Source organism: Aquirufa sp. (assembly GCF_964796385.1).
In genome coordinates this window covers 18332-39003 of sequence record NZ_CBAUBA010000003.1, presented here as the reverse complement: position 1 = coordinate 39003, position 20672 = coordinate 18332, and the positions used below count along the sequence as shown (strand labels likewise).

The 20672-nt window shown below is 43.9% G+C and carries 18 protein-coding genes; 13 read left to right on the top strand and 5 right to left on the bottom strand.

Features of this window, described 5'->3' with window-relative positions:
* Both AC1W6K_RS01785 and AC1W6K_RS01780 read left to right on the top strand, forming a co-directional pair.
* Positions 1 to 3120, top strand: a complete 3120-nt coding sequence (locus tag AC1W6K_RS01785) for an efflux RND transporter permease subunit (protein ID WP_481946219.1) — start codon at positions 1 to 3, stop codon at positions 3118 to 3120.
* Positions 3110 to 4531, top strand: a complete 1422-nt coding sequence (locus tag AC1W6K_RS01780; RefSeq protein ID WP_481946218.1) for a TolC family protein — start codon at positions 3110 to 3112, stop codon at positions 4529 to 4531. The genes AC1W6K_RS01785 and AC1W6K_RS01780 overlap by 11 nt, the downstream gene beginning before the upstream one ends.
* On the opposite strand, the gene purN is transcribed toward AC1W6K_RS01780, so the two are convergent.
* Positions 4514 to 5086 (bottom strand): phosphoribosylglycinamide formyltransferase, encoded by a 573-nt coding sequence (gene purN / locus AC1W6K_RS01775; protein ID WP_481946217.1) that lies wholly within the window; start codon positions 5084 to 5086, stop codon positions 4514 to 4516. The genes AC1W6K_RS01780 and purN overlap by 18 nt on opposite strands.
* An 89-nt stretch (positions 5087 to 5175) precedes the next feature.
* On the opposite strand from purN, the gene bshA reads away from it, so the two are divergent.
* A complete protein-coding gene (gene bshA / locus AC1W6K_RS01770) occupies positions 5176 to 6339 on the top strand; it encodes an N-acetyl-alpha-D-glucosaminyl L-malate synthase BshA (RefSeq protein ID WP_481946216.1) in 1164 nt (387 codons plus the stop codon).
* On the opposite strand, the gene folK is transcribed toward bshA, so the two are convergent.
* Positions 6323 to 6808, bottom strand: a complete 486-nt coding sequence (gene folK, locus AC1W6K_RS01765) for a 2-amino-4-hydroxy-6-hydroxymethyldihydropteridine diphosphokinase (protein ID WP_481946215.1) — start codon at positions 6806 to 6808, stop codon at positions 6323 to 6325. The genes bshA and folK overlap by 17 nt on opposite strands.
* 38 nt (positions 6809 to 6846) lie before the next feature.
* Between folK and AC1W6K_RS01760 the strand changes: the two genes are divergently transcribed.
* Positions 6847 to 7416 (top strand): YqgE/AlgH family protein, encoded by a 570-nt coding sequence (locus tag AC1W6K_RS01760; protein WP_481946214.1) that lies wholly within the window; start codon positions 6847 to 6849, stop codon positions 7414 to 7416.
* Between the two features lie 44 nt (positions 7417 to 7460).
* Here AC1W6K_RS01760 and recG read toward each other — a convergent pair whose 3' ends face one another.
* Positions 7461 to 9560: an ATP-dependent DNA helicase RecG gene (recG, locus tag AC1W6K_RS01755; RefSeq protein ID WP_481946213.1), complete on the bottom strand. Its 2100-nt coding sequence runs from the start codon at positions 9558 to 9560 to the stop codon at positions 7461 to 7463.
* Between the two features lie 94 nt (positions 9561 to 9654).
* Here recG and AC1W6K_RS01750 point away from each other — a divergent pair, with 94 nt between their 5' ends.
* The 8 genes from AC1W6K_RS01750 (at position 9655) to nhaD (ending at position 17764) form a co-directional block, all read left to right on the top strand.
* A complete protein-coding gene (locus tag AC1W6K_RS01750; RefSeq protein WP_481946212.1) occupies positions 9655 to 10380 on the top strand; it encodes a T9SS type B sorting domain-containing protein in 726 nt (241 codons plus the stop codon).
* A 1-nt stretch (position 10381) separates the two neighbouring features.
* A complete protein-coding gene (locus AC1W6K_RS01745) occupies positions 10382 to 10894 on the top strand; it encodes an NADH-quinone oxidoreductase subunit B (protein WP_377983718.1) in 513 nt (170 codons plus the stop codon).
* Entirely contained in the window at positions 10881 to 11354 is a 474-nt protein-coding gene (locus AC1W6K_RS01740) for an NADH-quinone oxidoreductase subunit C (protein ID WP_481720849.1), read from the top strand. Before AC1W6K_RS01745 ends, AC1W6K_RS01740 begins: the two co-directional genes overlap by 14 nt.
* A 1-nt stretch (position 11355) precedes the next feature.
* Positions 11356 to 12231, top strand: a complete 876-nt coding sequence (locus AC1W6K_RS01735) for a glycosyltransferase family protein (RefSeq protein WP_481946211.1) — start codon at positions 11356 to 11358, stop codon at positions 12229 to 12231.
* Positions 12232 to 13269 (top strand): glycosyltransferase family 4 protein, encoded by a 1038-nt coding sequence (locus AC1W6K_RS01730; protein ID WP_481720845.1) that lies wholly within the window; start codon positions 12232 to 12234, stop codon positions 13267 to 13269.
* A gap of 45 nt (positions 13270 to 13314) precedes the next feature.
* Complete coding sequence (locus tag AC1W6K_RS01725; RefSeq protein WP_481946210.1) at positions 13315 to 15144, top strand: ABC transporter ATP-binding protein; 1830 nt, start codon at positions 13315 to 13317, stop codon at positions 15142 to 15144.
* 89 nt (positions 15145 to 15233) lie between these two features.
* Entirely contained in the window at positions 15234 to 16436 is a 1203-nt protein-coding gene (locus AC1W6K_RS01720) for a pyridoxal phosphate-dependent aminotransferase (protein ID WP_481946209.1), read from the top strand.
* Positions 16437 to 16504: 68 nt separating this feature from the next.
* On the top strand, positions 16505 to 17764 hold the full coding sequence (nhaD, locus tag AC1W6K_RS01715) for a sodium:proton antiporter NhaD (protein ID WP_481721234.1): 1260 nt from the start codon (positions 16505 to 16507) through the stop codon (positions 17762 to 17764).
* On the opposite strand, the gene AC1W6K_RS01710 is transcribed toward nhaD, so the two are convergent.
* Both AC1W6K_RS01710 and AC1W6K_RS01705 read right to left on the bottom strand, forming a co-directional pair.
* Complete coding sequence (locus AC1W6K_RS01710; RefSeq protein ID WP_481946208.1) at positions 17761 to 18447, bottom strand: phosphatase PAP2 family protein; 687 nt, start codon at positions 18445 to 18447, stop codon at positions 17761 to 17763. The genes nhaD and AC1W6K_RS01710 overlap by 4 nt on opposite strands.
* A complete protein-coding gene (locus tag AC1W6K_RS01705; RefSeq protein ID WP_481946207.1) occupies positions 18437 to 19648 on the bottom strand; it encodes a peroxiredoxin family protein in 1212 nt (403 codons plus the stop codon). The genes AC1W6K_RS01710 and AC1W6K_RS01705 overlap by 11 nt, the downstream gene beginning before the upstream one ends.
* A 109-nt stretch (positions 19649 to 19757) precedes the next feature.
* On the opposite strand from AC1W6K_RS01705, the gene rsmH reads away from it, so the two are divergent.
* Entirely contained in the window at positions 19758 to 20672 is a 915-nt protein-coding gene (rsmH, locus tag AC1W6K_RS01700; RefSeq protein WP_481946206.1) for a 16S rRNA (cytosine(1402)-N(4))-methyltransferase RsmH, read from the top strand.

Below are 20672 nucleotides of genomic sequence, written 5' to 3'. Positions count from 1 at the left end.
ATGATCCAACAGTTCATTACCCGACCGGTATTGTCGATCGTTGTATCGATTTTTATCGTGATTTTAGGGGTGATTGCCATGCAGCAATTGCCCATTACGCAATTCCCTGATATTGCTCCGCCTGCGGTAACCGTGACCACGAAGTACACGGGAGCAAATGCGGAAGTATGTGCTAAAGCCGTGGTAACACCGCTCGAGCGTGCCATCAACGGCGTAGCTGGAATGGCTTATATGACGTCTGTTTCAGGAAACGATGGAACCAGTATTATTCAAGTCTACTTTCAAGTAGGTACAGATCCTGATGTGGCAGCCGTAAACGTGCAAACACGTGTGCAGACGGTGCTCGATGAATTACCGGAAGAAGTAATCAAAGCCGGGGTAATCACCGAGAAAGAGGTGAATAGTATGTTGCTGTATGTGAACCTCTTGAGTGAGGATAAAGACATCGATGAGAAGTTTATTTATAATTTTGCGGACATCAATGTGCTTTCAGAATTGAAGCGTATTGATGGCGTAGGTTTTGCAGATATTATGGGTTCACGTGAATACGCCATGCGTATTTGGTTACATCCAGATCGTTTGTTTGCCTATAAATTATCTGCGGATGATGTCGTTCAAGCTTTGCGGAATCAAAACGTGGAGGCAGCTCCGGGTAAAATCGGTGAGAGTTCCGGTAAACATCCACAAGCTTTACAATACGTCATGCGGTATACGGGAAAGTTTACGCAAGTGGCTCAGTATGAGAATTTGGTTATTAAGGCGACCGAAACGGGCCAAATTTTACGCTTAAAGGATTTGGCCGATGTGGAATTTGGGTCATTGGATTATGATGTACTTTCGAAAGAAAATGGCCGACCGTCCGCTGCGATATTATTAAAGCAACGACCAGGTTCGAATGCGGCAGAGGTGATTGAGAATGTGAAAAAGCGTTTGTCGGAATTGAAAACGACGACCTTCCCTCCGGGAATGGGTTTCACGATTTCTTATGACGTTTCTCGTTTCTTAGATGCTTCGATTCACGAGGTAATAAAGACTTTATTGGAGGCATTTTTACTAGTTGCCCTGGTTGTGTTTATCTTCTTGCAAGATTGGCGCGCGACGCTCGTGCCCATCATTGCGGTGCCAGTTTCACTGGTTGGTACGTTTACGTTTATGTTGGGCTTCGGGTTCTCCATCAACTTATTGACCTTATTCTCGCTGGTATTAGCCATTGGTATTGTGGTGGATAATGCGATTGTCGTCGTGGAGGCGGTCCATGCCAAAATGGAAGAAAAAGACATGCCTGTTCTTGCTGCCACACAAGAGGCGATGCACGAGATTTCTGGAGCGATTTTAGCGATTACGTTGGTGATGGGAGCGGTGTTTGTTCCGGTGGCGTTTCTTTCTGGGCCGATCGGGGTATTCTTCCGACAGTTCTCGGTAACGATGGCGATTTCCATTGCCTTATCCGGTTTGACTGCCTTGACCTTAACTCCTGCACTTTGCGTGTTGTTGTTGAAAAAACCGGAGCATAATCAAACTACCTGGTTGGGTAAATTCTTTCATGCCTTCAATCACCGCTATGATCAAATCGCTCAAAAGTATTTGGTTTGGGTGGGTGCTTTGATTAGCAAACGCTTGTTGATGTGGGTGATTTTACTTGCCTCTGTCGCTGGAACGGTGATCCTATCAGGCATTGTGCCGAGTGGGTTTATACCAACTGAAGATCAAGGGACCTTGTATGTGAATGCGACGACTCCGGCTGGAGCGACCTTAGAGCGTACCGAAAATGTGATGGATCAGGTCTACAAGTCGATTAAAGGGGTAGATGCGATTGAATCCTTTTCTACTTTGGCCGGATTTAGTTTGTTGACCGATGGTTCTGGGGCTTCGTATGGTACGGGAATTATTACCTTAAAACCTTGGGAAGAGCGTAAGCAGACTATCGACGAATTGACGGAGATTATTCGTTCAAAGACGAATGGAATCAAGGATGCCAGCATTCAGTTTTTCCCGCCTCCGGCCGTTCCGGGTTTCGGAAATGCATCAGGTTTCGAATTTAGAATTCAGGATCGAACGGGGTCTGGAGATTTGCAGAAGTTGGCTGGCGTAGCAAATGAGTTTGCTAAAAAACTAAATGAGGCGCCTGAAATTCAGAATACGTTCTCGAGTTTTGACCCATCTTTTCCACAGTATATGTTGGAAGTAGACCAAGAAGCCGCTGCACAAAAAGGGGTCAACGTCTTGCCAGCCATGGATAACCTGCAAACGTTGTTAGGCAGTTTTTATGCAACTAACTTCATCCGCTTTGGCCAAATGTACAAAGTGATGGTACAAGTGGATCCGCGTTACCGCGCGCATCCAGATGATGTGCTGAAGTTTTATGCCAAAAACAAAGACGGCGAAATGGTGCCATATTCCTCATTCGTGAAGATGAAGCGTGTGTACGGACCGGAGCAATTTACCCGGTACAATATGTTTACATCGGCGATGGTGAATGGCGAACCTGCCCCTGGATTTTCTTCGGGAGCGGTTTTGGATATCATCCGAGCGCAGGCCTTGAAGAGTCTACCGCGTGGGTATACGCTAGAATGGTCAGGTATGACGCGCGAAGAAGATTTGGCTGGGAATCAAGCCATTTTCATTTTCGCGATCTGTTTGCTATTCGTGTATCTTTTGTTGGCCGCGCAATATGAATCCTTCTTATTGCCATTCCCAGTGCTACTTTTCTTGCCGATGGGCGCCTTGGGGACCTATGCTTTCTTGTATCTATTTGGTTTGCAAAATAACATTTATGCGCAAGTGGCGCTCGTGATGTTGATTGGTTTATTAGGAAAGAATGCCATTCTAATCGTCGAGTTCGCCATTGCGAAACAGAAGGACGGCGCATCGATTATCGAAGCGGCAAAAGAGGGAGCTTTCTCCCGTTTACGCCCTATTTTGATGACATCCTTTGCCTTTGTGGCTGGATTGATTCCGCTGATGGTGGCCTCTGGCGCAGGTGCGATTGGAAACCGGACGATTGGAACGGCATCCGCAGGTGGGATGATTTTAGGAACGGTAGGAGGTTTATTAGTAATTCCCGGATTGTACGTGGTACTCGCGACGCTCTCGGCTAAATGGTCAAAAAATGAAAAATAGATTTTGGATTTTATTGCTTGGCCTAGGATTCGTTTCCTGCCAATCAAACTTGAGCATTCAAAATCGAGTGGATGCTGATTTGGAAACGTATCGCCAACCTAATGAGGAAAGCTCTGTTTCGGATGTTCAGGCTTGTTGGAAGCGCGACAGTTTATTAGTTGAATTAATTGATTCGGTTTTGGTTCGGAGTAACGATATCAAGATTGGGTTTTTAGAAATGGCGGCCTCTCGAGCGGATTTTATGTATCAGCGCGGGTTGCGTATGCCAACCGTCGGGGGAATTGTCCAACCAAGCGTACGTCGTTTTGGTAAGTACACGATGGATGGCATAGGTAATTTTGATACCAATTTTTCTCCCAATATTACCGATGACCAAATTATTCCCAAAAATCTTCCCGATCTACAAATGGGTCTACAATCAAGTTGGGAATGGGACGTTTGGGGGAAACTTGCTAAACGGAAAAAGGCGAGTGCCTTACGTTATCTGGCGACGGAGGCGGGTCAGCAGTGGTTAATAACATCAATTGTGGCGGAGGTTGCTGGTGCCTATGGGGAGTTAGTGGCCTTAGATCAGGAATTGTCCATTTTAAAAACGAATATTGCGATTCAGCGAAAGGCTTTTGAATTGGTCAAGGTGCAGAAAGAAGCTGGAGTAGTGAATGAGTCGGCAGTGCAGCAATTAGAAGCACAATGGCTGAATTCGCGTGCGCAAGAGGGCGATGTGTTGCAACAAATTACGGTGTTGGAAAATCAGATTCGGTATTATTTGAATAAGCCAACGGGTAATATAAAACGCGCACCTTATCCATTTCAATGTGCTTTGGATAGTACATTGTTTGCCAATGTTAAGATTGACCAATTGGAAAAGCGTCCTGATATTCGCCAAGCGAAGTTGAATTTATCGGCTGCTTTTGAGTCTAAAGAAAGTGCCAAATTGGCCCTGAAGCCGTCTGTTGTTTTGTCGGGCATATTAGGCGTACAAGGTTTTCAACCGGCCTATTTATTTCAGTTGCCGGCATCGATGGCCTATCAGTTATTGGGGGGCATTACGACACCTTGGTTGAACCGATCTGCAATCACGGCTGATATTTTGCGCTCGGAATCGTCTTGGAAAGTTCGGGATTTAGCCTATCAAAATGCATTGGTAAATGGCTATTTGGAGTGGGATACGCAAGTCAAATCGTTGGGTTATTTGCAACGGCAAAATCAATTGAAGGAGCGGGAGGTATTACTCACAAAAGGGGCAATTAACACGGTTGGAACCTTATTTTTGACCGCAAATACAAGTTATTTGGAGGTGTTAACGGCCCAGCAAAATGCCTTGCGAGCTGAATTGGATTTACTTGAAATCTCGCGAAAGCGGTGGACGCATGCGATCCAATTGTATCGTGTGCTAGGTGGTGGCTGGTAATATGATTGATTCAATCACTTGAGGGAAATCACGGTGTTCGAGCACCTGACCTTTTTTGGCAACATCTTCCGGAGTGTCACTCGGTAAAACGGGGAAAGAGCTCTGGAAGATGATGGCACCCTCATCATACTTTCCGTTTACATAGTGAATCGTAATACCGGATTCTTTTTCTCTTGCGGCGACTACCGCTTCATGAACAAAATGGCCATACATGCCTTTTCCGCCAAATTTTGGAAGGAGCGCCGGGTGTAGGTTGATGATTTTTTGTGGATATGCTTGTACAAATTCGGAAGGGATCAACCATAAAAAACCTGCCAAAATCACCCAATCCGTATGTAGAGATTGAATTTTTCGCAAAACTGTTCCGTTTTTGTACTCCTCGCGGGTAAATAAACTACACGGAATTTGAAGACGTTCTGCTCGTTGCAAGACTCCGGCTTCCGGATTATTACAGAAAATATGGGTGATTTTTACTTCGTTAGAACTCTTAAAATGTTCGATGATTTTTTCGGCGTTAGAGCCGGAACCGGAAGCAAAAATGACGATATTTTTCAATGGGGCTAAATTTATTTTAGCAAATTTAAGGCATATTCAGGAACCTTTCGGGATTTGTCTTAGTTTTGTTTCCGTTTGAGACTTCAGTTATGAAAATAGGAATCATTTGTTATCCAACCTATGGAGGCAGCGGTGTTGTGGCGACCGAGTTAGGGAAAGCACTCGCAGCGGTAGGGCATGAGGTACATTTTATTACCTATACGCAACCACCTAGACTCGACTATTTTAGCGAAAATATCTTCTACCACGAAGTTTCTGTAGCATCCTATCCCTTGTTTGAATATCTGCCTTATGAGTCAGCTTTGGCTTCAAAAATGGTGGATGTAACTGTAAATGAACAATTGGATTTACTTCATGTCCATTACGCGATTCCACATGCGTCGGCTGCTTATTTAGCCAAACAAATTTTAAAATATAAAGGGATTCATGTGCCCGTAATTACGACCTTGCACGGTACCGATATTACGTTGGTTGGTCGCGATCCATCCTTTGAGCCCGTGGTTACGTTTTCGATTAATGAATCAGATGGCGTCACGGCGGTTTCGGAAAGCTTACGTAATGACACGTATTCATCGTTTGAAATTTTGAGTGCCATTGAGGTTATCCCTAATTTTATTGATTTAAAGCGCTTTCACAAGCAACCTAAAGAGCATTTTAAATTGGCTATTTGCCCAAATGGCGAAAAGCTATTAATGCATACGTCTAATTTCCGAAAGGTTAAACGAATTCAAGATATTATTCAGGTTTTTGCCAAAGTTCAAAAGCAAGTTCCCGCCAAATTATTATTGGTGGGCGATGGCCCCGAGCGTTCAGGCATGGAAGCTTTATGCCGCGAATTGGGTGTTGCATCTGATGTTCGATTCTTGGGTAAATTGGATACGATTGAAGAAGCCTTGTCATTGGCAGATCTGTTTTTTTTAACATCAGAAAAGGAAAGTTTCGGTTTAGCGGCTTTGGAAGCGATGGCGTGTGAAGTGCCGGTTATTTCATCCAATGCCGGAGGAATTTCGGAGGTAAATATTCATGGTGTGACTGGATTTGTTAGTGAGATTGGGGACATCGATGATATGGTTTCGAATACGCTAATGATCTTGACCGATGAGGTTTTACTGACGCAAATGAAAGCGAATGCTTTAGTAAGGGCGAAAGATTTTTCATTGGAAAAAATTCTTCCTATGTACGAGCGCTACTATGAAAAAATAGTAGGTCAAAGCTGGAAATTTCCAACTCAAAAGTTTACAGATGCTGAATAAGCGTCACGGTGCTGGTGTCTGTGGTGAGTGCTAATAATTCCTTTACTGATTTTCTTAAGATGGGATGCAGGGTATTAGGGGCAATTTCAACCAGTGGTATTAAGATAAATTTTCGGTCTTGTATCCGAGGATGTGGAACCGTTAAATGCGGTGTATTTACCTGTTGATTCCCGAATAATAACAGGTCCAAGTCAATGCTGCGCGGCCCCCATTTTATATCTCTTACCCGACCAAAATGTAGTTCTATAGCCAATAAATTCGTTAAAATTTCTTCCGGATTTTGCGTGGTTTCAATTTCAATTACCTGATTCAGGAAGTCGGCCTGATCCGTCATTCCCCATGCGGCGGTCTGATACAAGCTCGATTTTTGTAGTATTTGCCCAATTTTTTTTTCAATCAAAGGGTATGTCTGTTCAAAAATTTCCCGTGTATTTCCTAGATTGCCACCCAAAGAGAGGAATGCGGTCATGCTGCTGAATTTATTTGCCAACAAACATACACATTTTTATGCCGAGGGATTATACGTTTGAGGATCTAAAGCCTGGGATTTTATTGCTGGCTGAACCATTTTTGGACGAGCCTGCTTTTCATCGTACGGTGATTTTGTTGTGTGAGCATACCTCTTCGCATTCGTTTGGCTTAGTTTTGAATCATCCGCAAGATGCGATTTTGGATTCGATTCGCGAGGAGAAGGTGATGGAGGAGATTCCCTTGTATACTGGCGGCCCTGTCGACCAAACGATTTTACAATTCATTCACCGCAGGCCAGATCTTATTTCAGGTGGTCAGGAGATTTTACCTGGGTTGTTTTGGGCCGGTGATTTTGAACAGGCGATTGAGGCGATCATCAATCAGCAAATTGAATTTAAAGATATTAAGTTTTTTGTGGGCTATTCGGGGTGGTCGGCAGGACAGCTCGAGCGCGAGGTGAAGTCAGATTCCTGGATTTTGGAGCCGGCGACGCTAGACTATGTATTCGATGAAACGCCCGAATCCTTGTGGCGATTAGTGCTTTATCAAAAAGGTGGTAATTATCGAATTTTATCAACTTATCCAGACGACCCCACCCTCAATTAACCTACCTTTGGCAATCCTCCAAGGTTTGCCAAAGGTAAGGGGGCTTAGCTGATTCGAGCCCAGTTCGTCGTCTCTTTTCGTTGATGCATTACTTGCTCCCGAATCATTACATGCTTGTCTAATGCGAGATGTGGATCACTTGCTAAAATCGCCATCGCCGTTTCTCTGGCAACCTTTAAAATTTCCCCATCCGTCGCCAAATCCGCAATCATCAAATCTATCGCCCCACTTTGACGCGTTCCTGAAATATCCCCTGGTCCACGCAACTGCAAATCAACCTCCGCAATCTCAAATCCATTATTCGTGCGCACCATGGTTTCGATGCGTTTTTTGGTGTCCACCCCTAGCTTATATCCGGTCATTAAAATGCAATAACTTTGATCCGCACCTCGGCCAACCCGCCCGCGCAACTGATGCAATTGTGATAATCCAAAGCGCTCCGCACTTTCAACAATCATAATAGAGGCATTCGGGACGTTCACACCCACCTCAATCACCGTCGTCGCCACCATGATCTTTGTCTCATGTTTGACAAAACGCGCCATCTCAATATCCTTATCAGCCGGCTTCATTTTCCCATGCAAGATGCCCAATGGCACCTCCGGAAACGCCCGCGAAATACTTTCATACCCATCCATCAAATCCTTGAAATCCATCTTCTCCGACTCCTCAATCAGCGGATAAACGATGTAGACTTGTCGGCCTTTATCTAACTCACTCTGAATAAACGCAAACACCTGCAAACGATGCGAATCAAAACGATGCGTCGTCTGAATCGGCTTGCGACCCACCGGCAACTCATCGATAATCGACACATCTAAATCGCCATAAAGCGTCATGGCTAAAGTCCTTGGAATCGGAGTCGCAGTCATCACCAATACGTGTGGGTGTGTCACCTTATTTTTATCCCAAAGTTTTGCCCGTTGGGCCACACCAAACCGATGTTGCTCATCAATAATACACAGGCCTAAATTTTTAAATTGGACCACATCTTCGAAGATGGCATGGGTGCCCACTAATATATTCAGATCCCCAGATTCAAGTCCTTCATGTATCCCCACGCGATCTTTTTTCTTCACAGAACCAGTTAATTTGGCAATGGTAATGCCCAATAAATCCGCAAATTTCTTTAGCCCTTGGTAATGTTGGTCTGCCAAAATCTCCGTTGGCGCCATAATACACGCCTGTGCCCCATTGTCGATGGCGAGTAGCATGGAAATGAAGCCAACAATCGTTTTGCCAGATCCCACGTCCCCTTGGAGCAGTCGGTTCATTTGTTTCCCCGACCGCATATCTTGAAAGATTTCACGAATCACTTTTTTCTGTGCCTCCGTCAAATCAAAAGGCATGTGCTCTTGATAAAAGGTGGTAAGTAAGGCTGCGGAAGCAAAAATTTGACCTGGAAATGTTTCTTTCCGGACCAAATTCTGTTTGATCAACCGCAATTGGTTGTAAAATAATTCTTCGAATTTAAGTCTTCTGCGTGCCTGACGAAGCCAGTTTTCAGATTGAGGTAAATGAATATGGTAAAGCGCCTCTTGCTTGGAAATCAGTTTGAATTGCTGAATGATGTCCGCCGGAAGCGTTTCGCGGATATAGGGAAATGCCGTGCTCAACAGGTTTTTCTGCAATCCGGCAATCACTTTACTATCAATGTATTTTTTCCGGAGTTTCTCAGTTAAAGGATAAATGGGCTGGAAGTTTTTCTCAGCATGCTGAACACCTTTATACACCTCCATCTCCGGATGGGTCATCTGTAATTGCCCATTGAAACTAGTTGGCTTACCATAAAACAGGTAATCTTGTCCAGAAACCAGTGATTTTTCTAACCATTTAATTCCTTGAAACCAAACTAATTCGATACATCCGGAGGCGTCACAACATTCGGCAACAATCCGCTGACGTGCGCCATTGCCTATTTTTTCTTTATACCGAATGCGCGCAATAAATTGCGCATGCTCCATTTGATCGCTGATTTCGGCAATTGAATGGACAATCGTCCGATCTTCGTAGCGAAAAGGAAAATATTGAATTAAGTCGGCATACGTAAAAAGTCCCAACTCCGTCTGTAACATAGGTAGCCGTGCGGGCGTCATGCCGCGCAGGTTGGCTAAATCTGTTTCAAAAAAATGGGTTAAAGACATGGGGCAAAAATTTTGTGAATTTAGGTATATTTACAAAACCATTGATGCGAATTCGAAAATCGTTCGCAGGTATGACCCAATTTAATTGTCTCTTATGCAAAAATTAATCTGGCTGTTCTGTTTGTTAAACCTACCAGGTTTTGTTTTTGGGCAGCTCGAAGCCTGCTATGTTGTCACCGAGCCTAAACTAATTACATACGCAGATCAAACAGATCGATTGGTTCCCATCGTTGTTAATGGTTCAATAAGTGCAAATTCGTATTGGGTTTGGTCCTCAAATCCAATGAATCAGCCTATTCCTGAAAAAAGTAAATTTATTGTTCAATCGACAAATTCATTTGCTGGAGCAGTCGATTTGGATGTAATTAAAAATACATATGGCTCCTCCTTGTTTGATGAGAAGTTTTATGTTCATCAATACATCATTAATCCAGACGGCAGCAAATCACCTTGTCCTTTGCCTCCAGGCGCAAGCGAAGCGTCATCTGTTCGCGTTAAAGTATTTCCTCGCGTAAAGACTTACGAGGCGATAACACCCAATGACGACGATCTTAATGATTACCTCGAAATTGAAAATCTAGATCAATATTTGTTTGCCACAGTAAGGATTTTTGACCGTTGGGGTCAGCTCATCATTGAGCGAGTAGGCTTCGATTACTACGAAAAAATAGATAAATCCAAAGCCAATAAAGCCGGTAATATGAAAGCCTTCAACGGATATTTAAATGGGAAAACATTGCCAAGTGGCGTGTACATGTATTCCATCAAGCCTGACGAGGACTATCCAGAAATCATCGGTTCCGTGACCGTCATCCGCTAACATGAAAAGTTTTTTAGATCAACACATGCAATCCGAGGGCTTTGTCGTTAGCAAAGTGGAAGACCTGTTGAATTGGGCTCGTGCCAGTTCGCTTTGGCCGATGAGCTTTGGTTTGGCATGTTGCGCGATTGAGATGATGCAGGCGTTTGCGTCCAATTACGATTTAGATCGTTTCGGCGTTTTCCCACGACCCTCCCCACGTCAGTCTGATGTGATGATTGTTGCCGGAACAGTAACATTCAAGATGGCGGATCGGATTCGTCGACTCTACGAGCAGATGCCTGAACCGCGTTACGTGATTTCGATGGGATCTTGTGCGAATTGTGGTGGACCCTACTGGGAGCATGGCTATCATGTGGTGAAAGGCGTTGATCGTATTATTCCTGTGGATGTTTATGTTCCAGGCTGCCCGCCACGCCCAGAAGCACTTTTAGGTGGTGTGTTGAAATTGCAAGAAAAAATTAATCGGGAAACCCTCGTGGTTCCACAACGAATCCTAGATGCAATTAGCTGAAATACCTGAGTTGATTCGCCTACATACCCATGCTGAATGCAGCTGGGATGATAAAAACGCGCAGATTACTGTTGGTGCAAATGATCTCGTGGCCACTTGTGACCTCTTATGGCGTCATCCAGAAACCTATTTCGATTCATTGTCATGCGTAACGGCCATTGACTTAGGTCCTGAACAAGGCCAAATCGAAGTGATCTATACCTTATATTCCATTCCCAAACACGTCACTGTGCACCTGAAGGTCGTGGCAGAAAGAGATAAAGCCGAGATTCCATCCGTGAGTTCGATTTGGAAAACGGCCGACTGGCATGAGCGGGAGGCGTATGATTTGGTGGGCGTGCAATTTGTGAATCACCCGAATTTGACACGAATTCTATTGCCTGCCGACTGGGAAGGACATCCCTTGCGCAAAGATTATGTGGAGCAAGAACGTTATCACGGCATTCAGGTAAAATATTAATATGAAAATCGCGGGCTTCACATTTATTCGGAACGCCGTTCAAAACGATTATCCGATCGTTGAAGCCATCACCTCAATTCTGCCTATTTGTGATGAATTTGTGGTCGCAGTTGGGAAATCGGACGATGCGACTTTGGCATTAATCCAATCGATTCCTTCCGATAAAATTCGAATCATTGAGACCGTTTGGGATGACCAGCAGCGAGAGGGTGGGCGAACGTTTGCGCTCGAAACCGACAAAGCTTATCAAGCCATTTCACCTGACACGGATTGGGCTTTTTACATCCAAGGAGATGAATGTGTGCACGAAAAGGATTTGTTGGCAATCCAACAAGCCATGGAAACCTATGCGACTGATTCCAAGGTGGAAGGCTTACTTTTTCACTACAAACATTTCTATGGCTCCTATAATTATGAAGCTGTTTCTCGCCGCTGGTATAGACGCGAAATTCGAGTAGTCAAGTATGCCAAAGGCATTCATTCCTACAGAGATGCGCAGGGTTTTCGTTTGAATGGGCGTAAGATTCAGGTCAAATTAATTCCCGCCACCATCTATCATTATGGTTGGGTAAAACCACCACAAGGGATGAGTAAAAAGGTACGCAATTTTCAGCAATTCTACCACGATGACGCCTGGTTAGAAACCCATGTGCCGGAGGATTTCACCTTTGATTTAAGCAATGCGGAGCGTCTGACACGCTTCGATGGAACGCATCCGGCTGTGGCCCAAAAACGAATTGACTCCATGCAATGGCCATTTCATTTTGATACGGTAGCCTTGCGTCAGCGAATGAGTTTACGTCGGCAATTGCTCCAACAAATCGAAGATTGGACGGGCTGGCGGATCGGAGAATATTGTAACTATAAAATCATTTAGGTGAAGGTTCCTGTTTTTTTTGATGCCGAACGCTTAAAATACCCGAATACGGGGTTGTACCATTTTTGTCTTCAATTAGGTCAGGCAATTGCCAATCGATTTGCACTTACTTTTTTTACTTCGAGTGATGAAATGAGTCCGCGTGTTCCTGTTTACTTTTGGAATAAATGGTGGCTTCGTCCTGTGAGCGGATCCTACATTTGGCATGCAACGCATCAGGATACGGAATACATGCCCACAGGTTCCGGTGCTTCGATTGTATTGACTATTCAAGACTTAAATTATTTGCATGATGGTCGGAAATCGGAAGCTAAAAAACAGCGATTCAAGGCGAAATTGCAAGCGAAAATAAATCGGGCTAATTACCTCGTATTTATTTCGGAATATACGCAGCGCGATGTAAAAGCGAATTTTGAGCTGGGTAATACGCCCCAAAAAGTTATCCTGAATGGGTGTAATTTGGCTGAAATTCCGGCTGATATACCTTTTCCTTTAATCGCAAATGGGTGTCCTTTTTTGTTTACCATTGGAACGATTGCGGAGAAAAAGAATTTTCATGTGTTGCCGCAATTGTTGGTTGGAAATGATCGATTATTGATCATCGCGGGCATCACCCAACAAGCCTATTATTTGGAAAAAATCAAGCAAGAAGCGCAAGATTTGGGCGTTTCAGATCGGGTAATTTTTGCCGGAGCAGTATCTGAGCAAGATAAAATGGCGCTTTATATGCATTGTGAAGCTTTTGTATTTCCCTCTTTAGCGGAAGGTTTTGGCTTGCCGGTGGTGGAGGCCATGCACCTCGGAAAACCGGTGTTTTTGTCTCAATTTACCTCGTTGCCGGAAGTGGGTGGACCAGAGGCCTATTATTTTACACTTTTTGATGGGGCTTCGATGCGCGAAACGCTAACGAAAGGTTTGCAAGATTATCAGGTAAATGATAAAAAACAGGCTATTCAGGCATGGTCCAAACAATTTGATTGGTCGGTGGCCGCAGCCAGCTACGTAGAAGTCTATGCCAAACTCGCCGAACGCATGTAAATGTGAAAATTGTCGTAATTTGCCTCAAATTTTGAATTAACTCCTTTGAAGACTTATTTACGCTTATTGTCTTATGCTAGTTCGATCCGAAAACATGTATTTCCATATTTCGGATTTTCGCTGCTAGGCAGTCTTTTTGGGATTTTGAATTTCACCTTATTGATTCCCTTGTTGAATGTTTTATTCAACCAAGCGTCTACGAGTCAAGCCGCTTTATATCGCTCGCTCCCGGAATTCTCGGTCTCGCCGAGTTATTTTTCATTTGTTTTCAATCATTATTTTTATGGGGCTTTAGAGTCTTATGGTCGTTTGGGGGCCTTGCAATATGCCTGTGGCGCGATTATAACGTCTGTTTTATTAGCTAATGTCTTTCGGTATTTTTCGCAACGAATCTTAAAAACGGTGGAGGCGGATACCATCGCATCTTTGCGTCAAGCGGTATTTGAACGTGCCATACGCATGGATTTGAGTTATTTCTCGGAACAAAAGAAAGGAAACTTAATGTCGCGCTTGACAACTGATGTGCAGGAGGTTGAAAATAGTATCGGTCGGGCATTTACAGCTACGTTCAAAGAGATATTCACCTTGATTATGTTCTTCTTTTTCTTGGCAAGCATGTCGGTGAAATTAACTTTGTTTTCTTTACTCATTTTGCCTTTATCGGGTGGCGTGATTGCGTTAATTACACGTCGCTTGCGCCGTGCGGCCGGAGAGGTTCAACAGCATTTGAGTGGTATAATCAGTTTGTTGGATGAGACTTTTGGGGCGATGCGCGTAGTTAAGGCGTTTCGCGCAGAACCGGTGATGGATTCGAAATTTCAAGAAACGAATTTACGGTACCGTCATTCGTTGTTGCGCATGGTGTTTCGCCAGGAATTAACTTCGCCAGTTTCGGAGAGTTTGGGGGTTTTGGTGGTGACAGGAATTTTGATGTACGGGGGAATCTTAGTGATTTCGGGAGATGGCGAATTAAGTGCTTCTACGTTTATCGCGTTTATTGCCACGTTTTCGCAGGTCATGCGTCCAGCCAAAGTAATTGCGGATGCATTTTCGGGTATTCAGCGCGGAGTCGCTTCGGCAGATCGCATCATCGAAATTTTAGATACTGAATCGGAGATTCAGGTGCAAGACCCAGTCATTCCTGTTAAGTCATTTACGCAATCCATTCGTTTTGAATCCGTTGGCTTTGCGTATGTCCCTGGCCGTCTCGTTTTAACTGATGTTTCGTTTGAAATTCCAAAGGGCCAAACCATCGCGCTCGTTGGCGCTTCCGGCGGAGGGAAGTCGACACTTGCCGATTTATTACCACGGTTTTACGATGCAACTTCAGGTCAAATTACGGTTGACGGGGTGCCATTAAAACAAATTCCTTTGGAGGATCTACGTGCTCTCATGGGGATTGTGACGCAGGAATCCGTGTTATTTAATGATTCGATTTTCAATAATATTGCTTTTGGAACAGATGCCACGCTTGAGCAGGTTCAAGCGGCCGCGCAAATTGCAAATGCCCATGAATTTATTGAAGCGAGTGAGGATGGGTATGCGACTATAATTGGTGATCGAGGTTCTAAATTGTCTGGTGGGCAGCGCCAACGGATCTCCATCGCACGTGCAGTTTTGCGTAATCCGCCAATTTTAATTTTGGATGAAGCGACGAGTGCGCTCGACAATGAATCTGAAAAATTGGTCCAAGCAGCTTTAGGTAATTTGATGAAAAACCGAACAGTTTTAGTGATTGCACATCGCTTGAGTACGATCCAGCATGCCGATCAAATTTTGGTGGTGGACCAAGGACAAATCGTCGAGCGTGGTACGCACAAAGAGCTCATTGCCATTCCGGATGGAGCGTATGCGAAGCTGAGCCAACTGAAATAAATGCCCCATTTTTTACTTTTTTCATTAGTTTTTCCGTCCATAAAAAACTAATTTGCACCCGTTTTTAATCCATATTGAAGTATACAGACATGTCAACATCCCCATTAGCGCAACGCATTCAAGCCTTAGAAGAATCATCTACCTTAGGTATGACGAAAAAAGCGCGCGAATTAGCTGCATTAGGTCATAAAGTAATTAGTTTATCCGTAGGTGAGCCTGATTTCAAAACTCCGGAACATATATGTGAGGCTGCTAAAAAAGCAGTAGACGATGGTTTTCACGGCTATTCACCGGTTGCTGGTTATCCAGATTTACGTATGGCTATCGCGAATAAATTAAAGCGCGACAATAATTTAGAGTGGGGTTCAGAAAATATTGTGGTTTCTACAGGAGCCAAGCATTCATTAGCAAACGCAATCGCTGCTTTGATTAACCCTGGTGAGGAAGTGATTATTTTTTCTCCATATTGGGTTTCATACTCTGAGATGGTGAAGTTGGCAGAAGGAACTTCTGTAATCGTTCAAGGGGCTTTTGACAATAATTTTAAAGTAACGCCTGAACAATTCGAAGCAGCTATTACACCAAATACAAAAATGGTGATGTTCGCTTCGCCAAATAACCCAACCGGTTCTGTTTATACAGAATCTGAATTACGTGACATCGCGAATGTGGTGGCTCGTCATGAAAATATTTATGTGTTGGCAGATGAGATTTATGAGTACATCAACTTCACACAAGGTGGTCATTTCTCGATCGGATCGATTCCAGAAATAAAAGAGCGAGTGATCACAGTTAATGGAGTTGCTAAAGGTCATGCAATGACTGGCTGGCGAATTGGTTTCATCGCAGCAGCCAAATGGATTGCGGATGGAATCGAAAAATTACAAGGTCAAGTAACTTCGGGTACAAATTCAATCGCACAAAAAGCAGCCGTTGCGGCATTCAACGGCACATTGGATCATGCGTACGAAATGAAAGCTGCGTATGACCGTCGCCGTAAATTAGTTGTAGGTTTATTGCGTGAAATTCCAGGATTTAAAGTGAATATGCCAGAAGGTGCTTTTTATGCATTTCCTGATATCTCATATTATTTCGGAAAATCGGATGGAACAACAACTATCAACGACTCCGATGATTTTTGTACGTGGTTGTTGAACGAAGCGTATGTGGCTACCGTAGCTGGTTCTGGTTTTGGTGCTCCTGATTGTATGCGTATTTCAACTGCTGCAGCTGATGAGCAACTAGTAGAAGCATGTGAACGCATTAAAACCGCTGTTGCTAAATTGAAATAAATTCAAACATAGATTGATAATTCAAAGTCAGGGCTTTAGTCCCTGACTTTTCTTTTTATATTTACCGCATGGAATTAATCTCTATTGTTATTTTTATTATTGGGTATCTTGCCATCGCGTTTGAACATCCCTTGAAAATCAATAAAACGGCTTCTGCTTTAGTGACTGGAGTTCTCGTTTGGGTCGTTTATGCATTGGTAAAAGGACCTCACGAACTAGAAGTACTGAGTCATCATTTAGGTTCGACCTCTGAAATTCTATTTTTCTTATTGGGCGCCATGACCTTGGTCGAGTTAGTCGACGCGCACCATGGGTTTCACTTTGTAAGCCGACTCATCAAAACGAATCAGCCTGCTAAATTAATGTGGATTACGGGTTTTATCGCCTTTTTTATGTCTGCCGTTCTAGATAATTTAACGGCCTCTATCGTCATGGTTACCCTCTTACGCAAGTTGGTATCCGATAAATCTACCCGGATGTTTTTCGTTGGTGTCGTCGTTATCGCCGCGAACTCAGGTGGTGCGTGGTCCCCTATTGGAGATGTGACGACGACCATGTTGTGGATTGGAGGCCAAATCTCCGCATCAGGCATCATTAAAACGTTGTTTATTCCTTCATTGATTTCGCTCATTGTCCCGTTGGCAGTAGCCGCATTTTGGGTACGCGGACGGAAACTTGGTTCGTTTCACCATCGTGCAGAGCTTACACCAGAAGAAGATCGCCACGGTAAAATCATGTTGGCCGCCGGTGTAACTAGTCTACTTGGCGTTCCCGTTTTTAAGACAGTCACCCATTTGCCGCCCTTCATGGGGATTTTATTGGCACTGGGTGTGGTTTGGATATTATCGGAGGTGTTGCATGCCGACAAAGATGCGGAAACTAAGAAGCCATATACAGTAGGACATGCCTTAACGAAAATCGACACATCGAGTGTCCTGTTTTTCCTAGGAATCTTATTGGCAATTGGCGCTTTGGAGTCTTTTGGATATTTAACGCAGCTAGCTGTTGTATTGGAGCAAACATTTGGTAATCAGTATGTTATTGTTGCATTGATCGGACTCGCGTCATCGGTGGTTGATAATGTACCATTGGTTGCGGCGACGATGGGGATGTATTCGCTTGCCGACTTCCCTATGGATCATGTCATGTGGGAGTTTTTGGCTTATTGCGCGGGAACGGGTGGAAGTATTTTGATTATTGGATCTGCTGCTGGCGTTGCCGTCATGGGAATGGAGCAAATTGAATTTGGTTGGTATGCGAAAAAAATTGGGGTATTAGCCTTGCTCGGATATGCAGCAGGAGCTTTGATCTACATTATTTTGCACTAAAAACGGACTTGAACACGCGCTGCGTAGAAATTAGGGGTGACAATCGGATCCCATTCAAAAGCACTCTGGTGGAGTGCTTTTTTTAATTTTGGATAAACCCAATACGCTGCTTCAGCTGAAGCAATGCCTACTGCGGCTCCCATAAGTACATCAGCTGCCCAATGCTGATTATTGGCCATCCGCAAAATTCCCGTAGTCGACGCAAGTGCATATCCAGTAATTGCAATCGCTGGGTGTTCCTCCCAATATTCTTTGGCTAAGACATGTGCACCAAAAAATGCCGTCGTCGTGTGTCCCGAAGGAAAACTGTAGGGTTCCCCGTTTGGTCTCGTTTCGTTAATGACATATTTCATCGACTTAACTGTCACGTAGTAGATTCCGGTTCCCAGTACAAATATGGCCAACTGGTCTTTTGGTTGGTTTTTTGTTTTCAGCCCCATTAAGTGAGATCCTATGTTGATGAGCGTAGGCGTATACTGTAAATAATCGTCAGCGGTGGTGTGGAAATCAGCTAGATTTTTACTTCGAAAATCGCTTTGCGTGGTACGTGAAAAATCGTTGTATATCAAAGCGCTGGTGGTAGCTAGGGCAGCTGCCGCTTTCCAGCCACGTTTTGATTTAGATTGTCCGAGTGAAAAAAAGCTACTTAATAAGAAAAGGCAAACAAATAGTTTATTTTTCATTCAAAAGTGTTTGAATCGTCTTCTCAAATTCTTGTGTCCAATCCGTGTAGTAAACCCCAGTGCCTGGTCCTGTAAATCCAGTATGAATTTCACGTACGATTCCTTTTTTATCAATGATGAATGTGGTCGGATACCCATTGATTTTGTGCAACATCGGTAGCACTTGGGCGATCGTTTCATCGTTAGGAGTTCCAGCAAAGACTACCTCGTAATCTATGCAGATCTTCTTTTTGAAATTGGCAATTTTAGGTCCAGAAACCGCGATATCTGGTGAATATTCAAAAGCCATACCGATTACCTCGACGCCTTTGCTTTGGTATTTCCGGTAAAAAGGTGCGAGAAAGCGGGATTCGTCAATGCAATTCGGGCACCATGAGCCCATTAATTCAATAATCACCACTTTATTTTGGTAACGTGCATCGCTTAAGCTGATGCTTCTACCATCTGGTGTGGGTAGTTTGAAAGATACCCGATCAAAACCAGGCTTTAAATAGGTTAACTTTTTCAAATCAGGGAGGCTTGCTTTGGCATCCTTTTGCGCAATCATATTTCGTTTACCTGCCAATCCCGTATAAAATAACCCTTCAATTTTTGACTTAGTTACTTTGGTTTTAAATAGATAAACACCGCTTCCATCAAAGTAACTTAAGAATAGGCTATCGGCAATGACATTCCCTTGCAAAAAACGGTAATCGCCTGAAGGCTTTAAAACCGTCCCCGTAACTTGATTTCCTTTTTGGTTTAGGATTAATACCCCGGGGCTATGGCTAGCTTCATCGGCCCAGAAATCAGCGCTATATTTTCCAGTAACATTTATATTTGCTGCAGCTGGCGCTAAAAATCGCTGGGTTGAACCGGCTACGGCTTGAAATGGCATGCGAAAAATAGCTTCTCCGTTTCTTTTTTTGGTCCAATAGCCTTTCATTTTACTTGAGCCATTCAGGGCACAACTTATTTCCGAATCGTAAAGGTCAAAGGGGATAATCAACGAGTCGCCTCGGAAAAAGGATTCGCCTAGGTTGAATTTCTCCGCGCCATTTTGGAGGTTAATGTTGAACCGTTTCGCTTCGCTCCCTTTTTGAATAATGAAATTAAATGGCAATGCACCGCCCATATGGCTCAATTCACCTCGCCAAGGACCTATTTTGGGATTTTGAGCGAGTGCAAAAAAGGGAAATAGTAGTAGTAGAAGATGTCGCATGGGTATAAATTTGTCAACAAATATAAGGTTAAATCTTGTGGACAAAAAAATCACCAATAGAGCTAAAATTTCGTTGAACGCCGAGAGATAAATTTGTAATTTTGAATTTATGTCAGAACAAACCTACCATACCTCCGTCATGTTGCATGAATGCATTGATGGGCTCGCGATTCGTCCTGACGGAATTTACGTCGATGTTACTTTTGGAGGAGGCGGACATTCGAAAGAAATTTTAGCTCATCTCGGGGCGAGCGGTCGGCTGCTAGCCTTTGATCAAGATCCGGATGCATGGAATCAAGCAGAAAAAATCGAAGATGATCGCTTGACCTTGATAACAGCCAATTTTCGATATCTGGAAAAGTATTTACGCTTGCATGGTGTGAAGCAAGTGGATGGGATTCTGGCCGACTTTGGTGTATCTTCCTATCAGTTGGACGCCGCATCGCGCGGGTTTTCAACACGTTTCGATGGTCCCTTAGACATGCGCATGGGCCCTTCTGCTGCAATGGATGCCAAAAATGTATTGAACGGGTATTCAGCCGAGCAGTTGCAACGGATTTTTGGGATGTATGGCGAGATAAAAAATGCGCGGACGTTGGCACAAGCGGTGATTCAGGCTCGGACGCAAAAGTCGCTGGAAACGACTTCGGATTTCAAAGAAATTCTTACTAAATTAGCCCCAAGAGGCAAGGAATTTAAGTATTTCGCACAAGCTTTTCAGGCTGTACGAATCGAAGTAAATCAAGAATTGCAAGTGATTGAGGAGTTTTTAGCGCAAGCGCCATCGGTGCTTGCTGTGGATGGTCGCTTGTGTATTATGTCCTTTCATTCCTTGGAGGACCGTTTGGTGAAAAATTTTATCAAGACAGGCGACTGTTTTGGCAAAGAAGATAAAGATATGTTTGGGGTGTTGCACAAGCCGCTTGCGTCTGAAATTCGCAAGCCAATGACTGCAAGCCCAGAAGAATTAAAGGCAAATCCGCGTTCGCGCAGTGCCAAATTAAGAATCGCACGTAAATTGTAA

What these genes read in the sequence shown, in the direction of transcription:
- nhaD (WP_481721234.1), top strand. Translation starts at nt 16,505, where the DNA reads ATGGAATTAATCTCTATTGTTATTTTTATTATTGGGTATCTTGCCATC.
- AC1W6K_RS01745 (WP_377983718.1), top strand. Translation starts at nt 10,382, where the DNA reads ATGAAAAGTTTTTTAGATCAACACATGCAATCCGAGGGCTTTGTCGTT.
- AC1W6K_RS01710 (WP_481946208.1), bottom strand. Translation starts at nt 18,447, where the DNA reads ATGAAAAATAAACTATTTGTTTGCCTTTTCTTATTAAGTAGCTTTTTT.
- AC1W6K_RS01785 (WP_481946219.1), top strand. Translation starts at nt 1, where the DNA reads ATGATCCAACAGTTCATTACCCGACCGGTATTGTCGATCGTTGTATCG.
- rsmH (WP_481946206.1), top strand. Translation starts at nt 19,758, where the DNA reads ATGTCAGAACAAACCTACCATACCTCCGTCATGTTGCATGAATGCATT.
- recG (WP_481946213.1), bottom strand. Translation starts at nt 9,560, where the DNA reads ATGTCTTTAACCCATTTTTTTGAAACAGATTTAGCCAACCTGCGCGGC.
- AC1W6K_RS01740 (WP_481720849.1), top strand. Translation starts at nt 10,881, where the DNA reads ATGCAATTAGCTGAAATACCTGAGTTGATTCGCCTACATACCCATGCT.
- AC1W6K_RS01735 (WP_481946211.1), top strand. Translation starts at nt 11,356, where the DNA reads ATGAAAATCGCGGGCTTCACATTTATTCGGAACGCCGTTCAAAACGAT.
- AC1W6K_RS01750 (WP_481946212.1), top strand. Translation starts at nt 9,655, where the DNA reads ATGCAAAAATTAATCTGGCTGTTCTGTTTGTTAAACCTACCAGGTTTT.
- AC1W6K_RS01760 (WP_481946214.1), top strand. Translation starts at nt 6,847, where the DNA reads ATGCCGAGGGATTATACGTTTGAGGATCTAAAGCCTGGGATTTTATTG.
- AC1W6K_RS01705 (WP_481946207.1), bottom strand. Translation starts at nt 19,648, where the DNA reads ATGCGACATCTTCTACTACTACTATTTCCCTTTTTTGCACTCGCTCAA.
- AC1W6K_RS01780 (WP_481946218.1), top strand. Translation starts at nt 3,110, where the DNA reads ATGAAAAATAGATTTTGGATTTTATTGCTTGGCCTAGGATTCGTTTCC.
- folK (WP_481946215.1), bottom strand. Translation starts at nt 6,808, where the DNA reads ATGACCGCATTCCTCTCTTTGGGTGGCAATCTAGGAAATACACGGGAA.
- AC1W6K_RS01720 (WP_481946209.1), top strand. Translation starts at nt 15,234, where the DNA reads ATGTCAACATCCCCATTAGCGCAACGCATTCAAGCCTTAGAAGAATCA.
- bshA (WP_481946216.1), top strand. Translation starts at nt 5,176, where the DNA reads ATGAAAATAGGAATCATTTGTTATCCAACCTATGGAGGCAGCGGTGTT.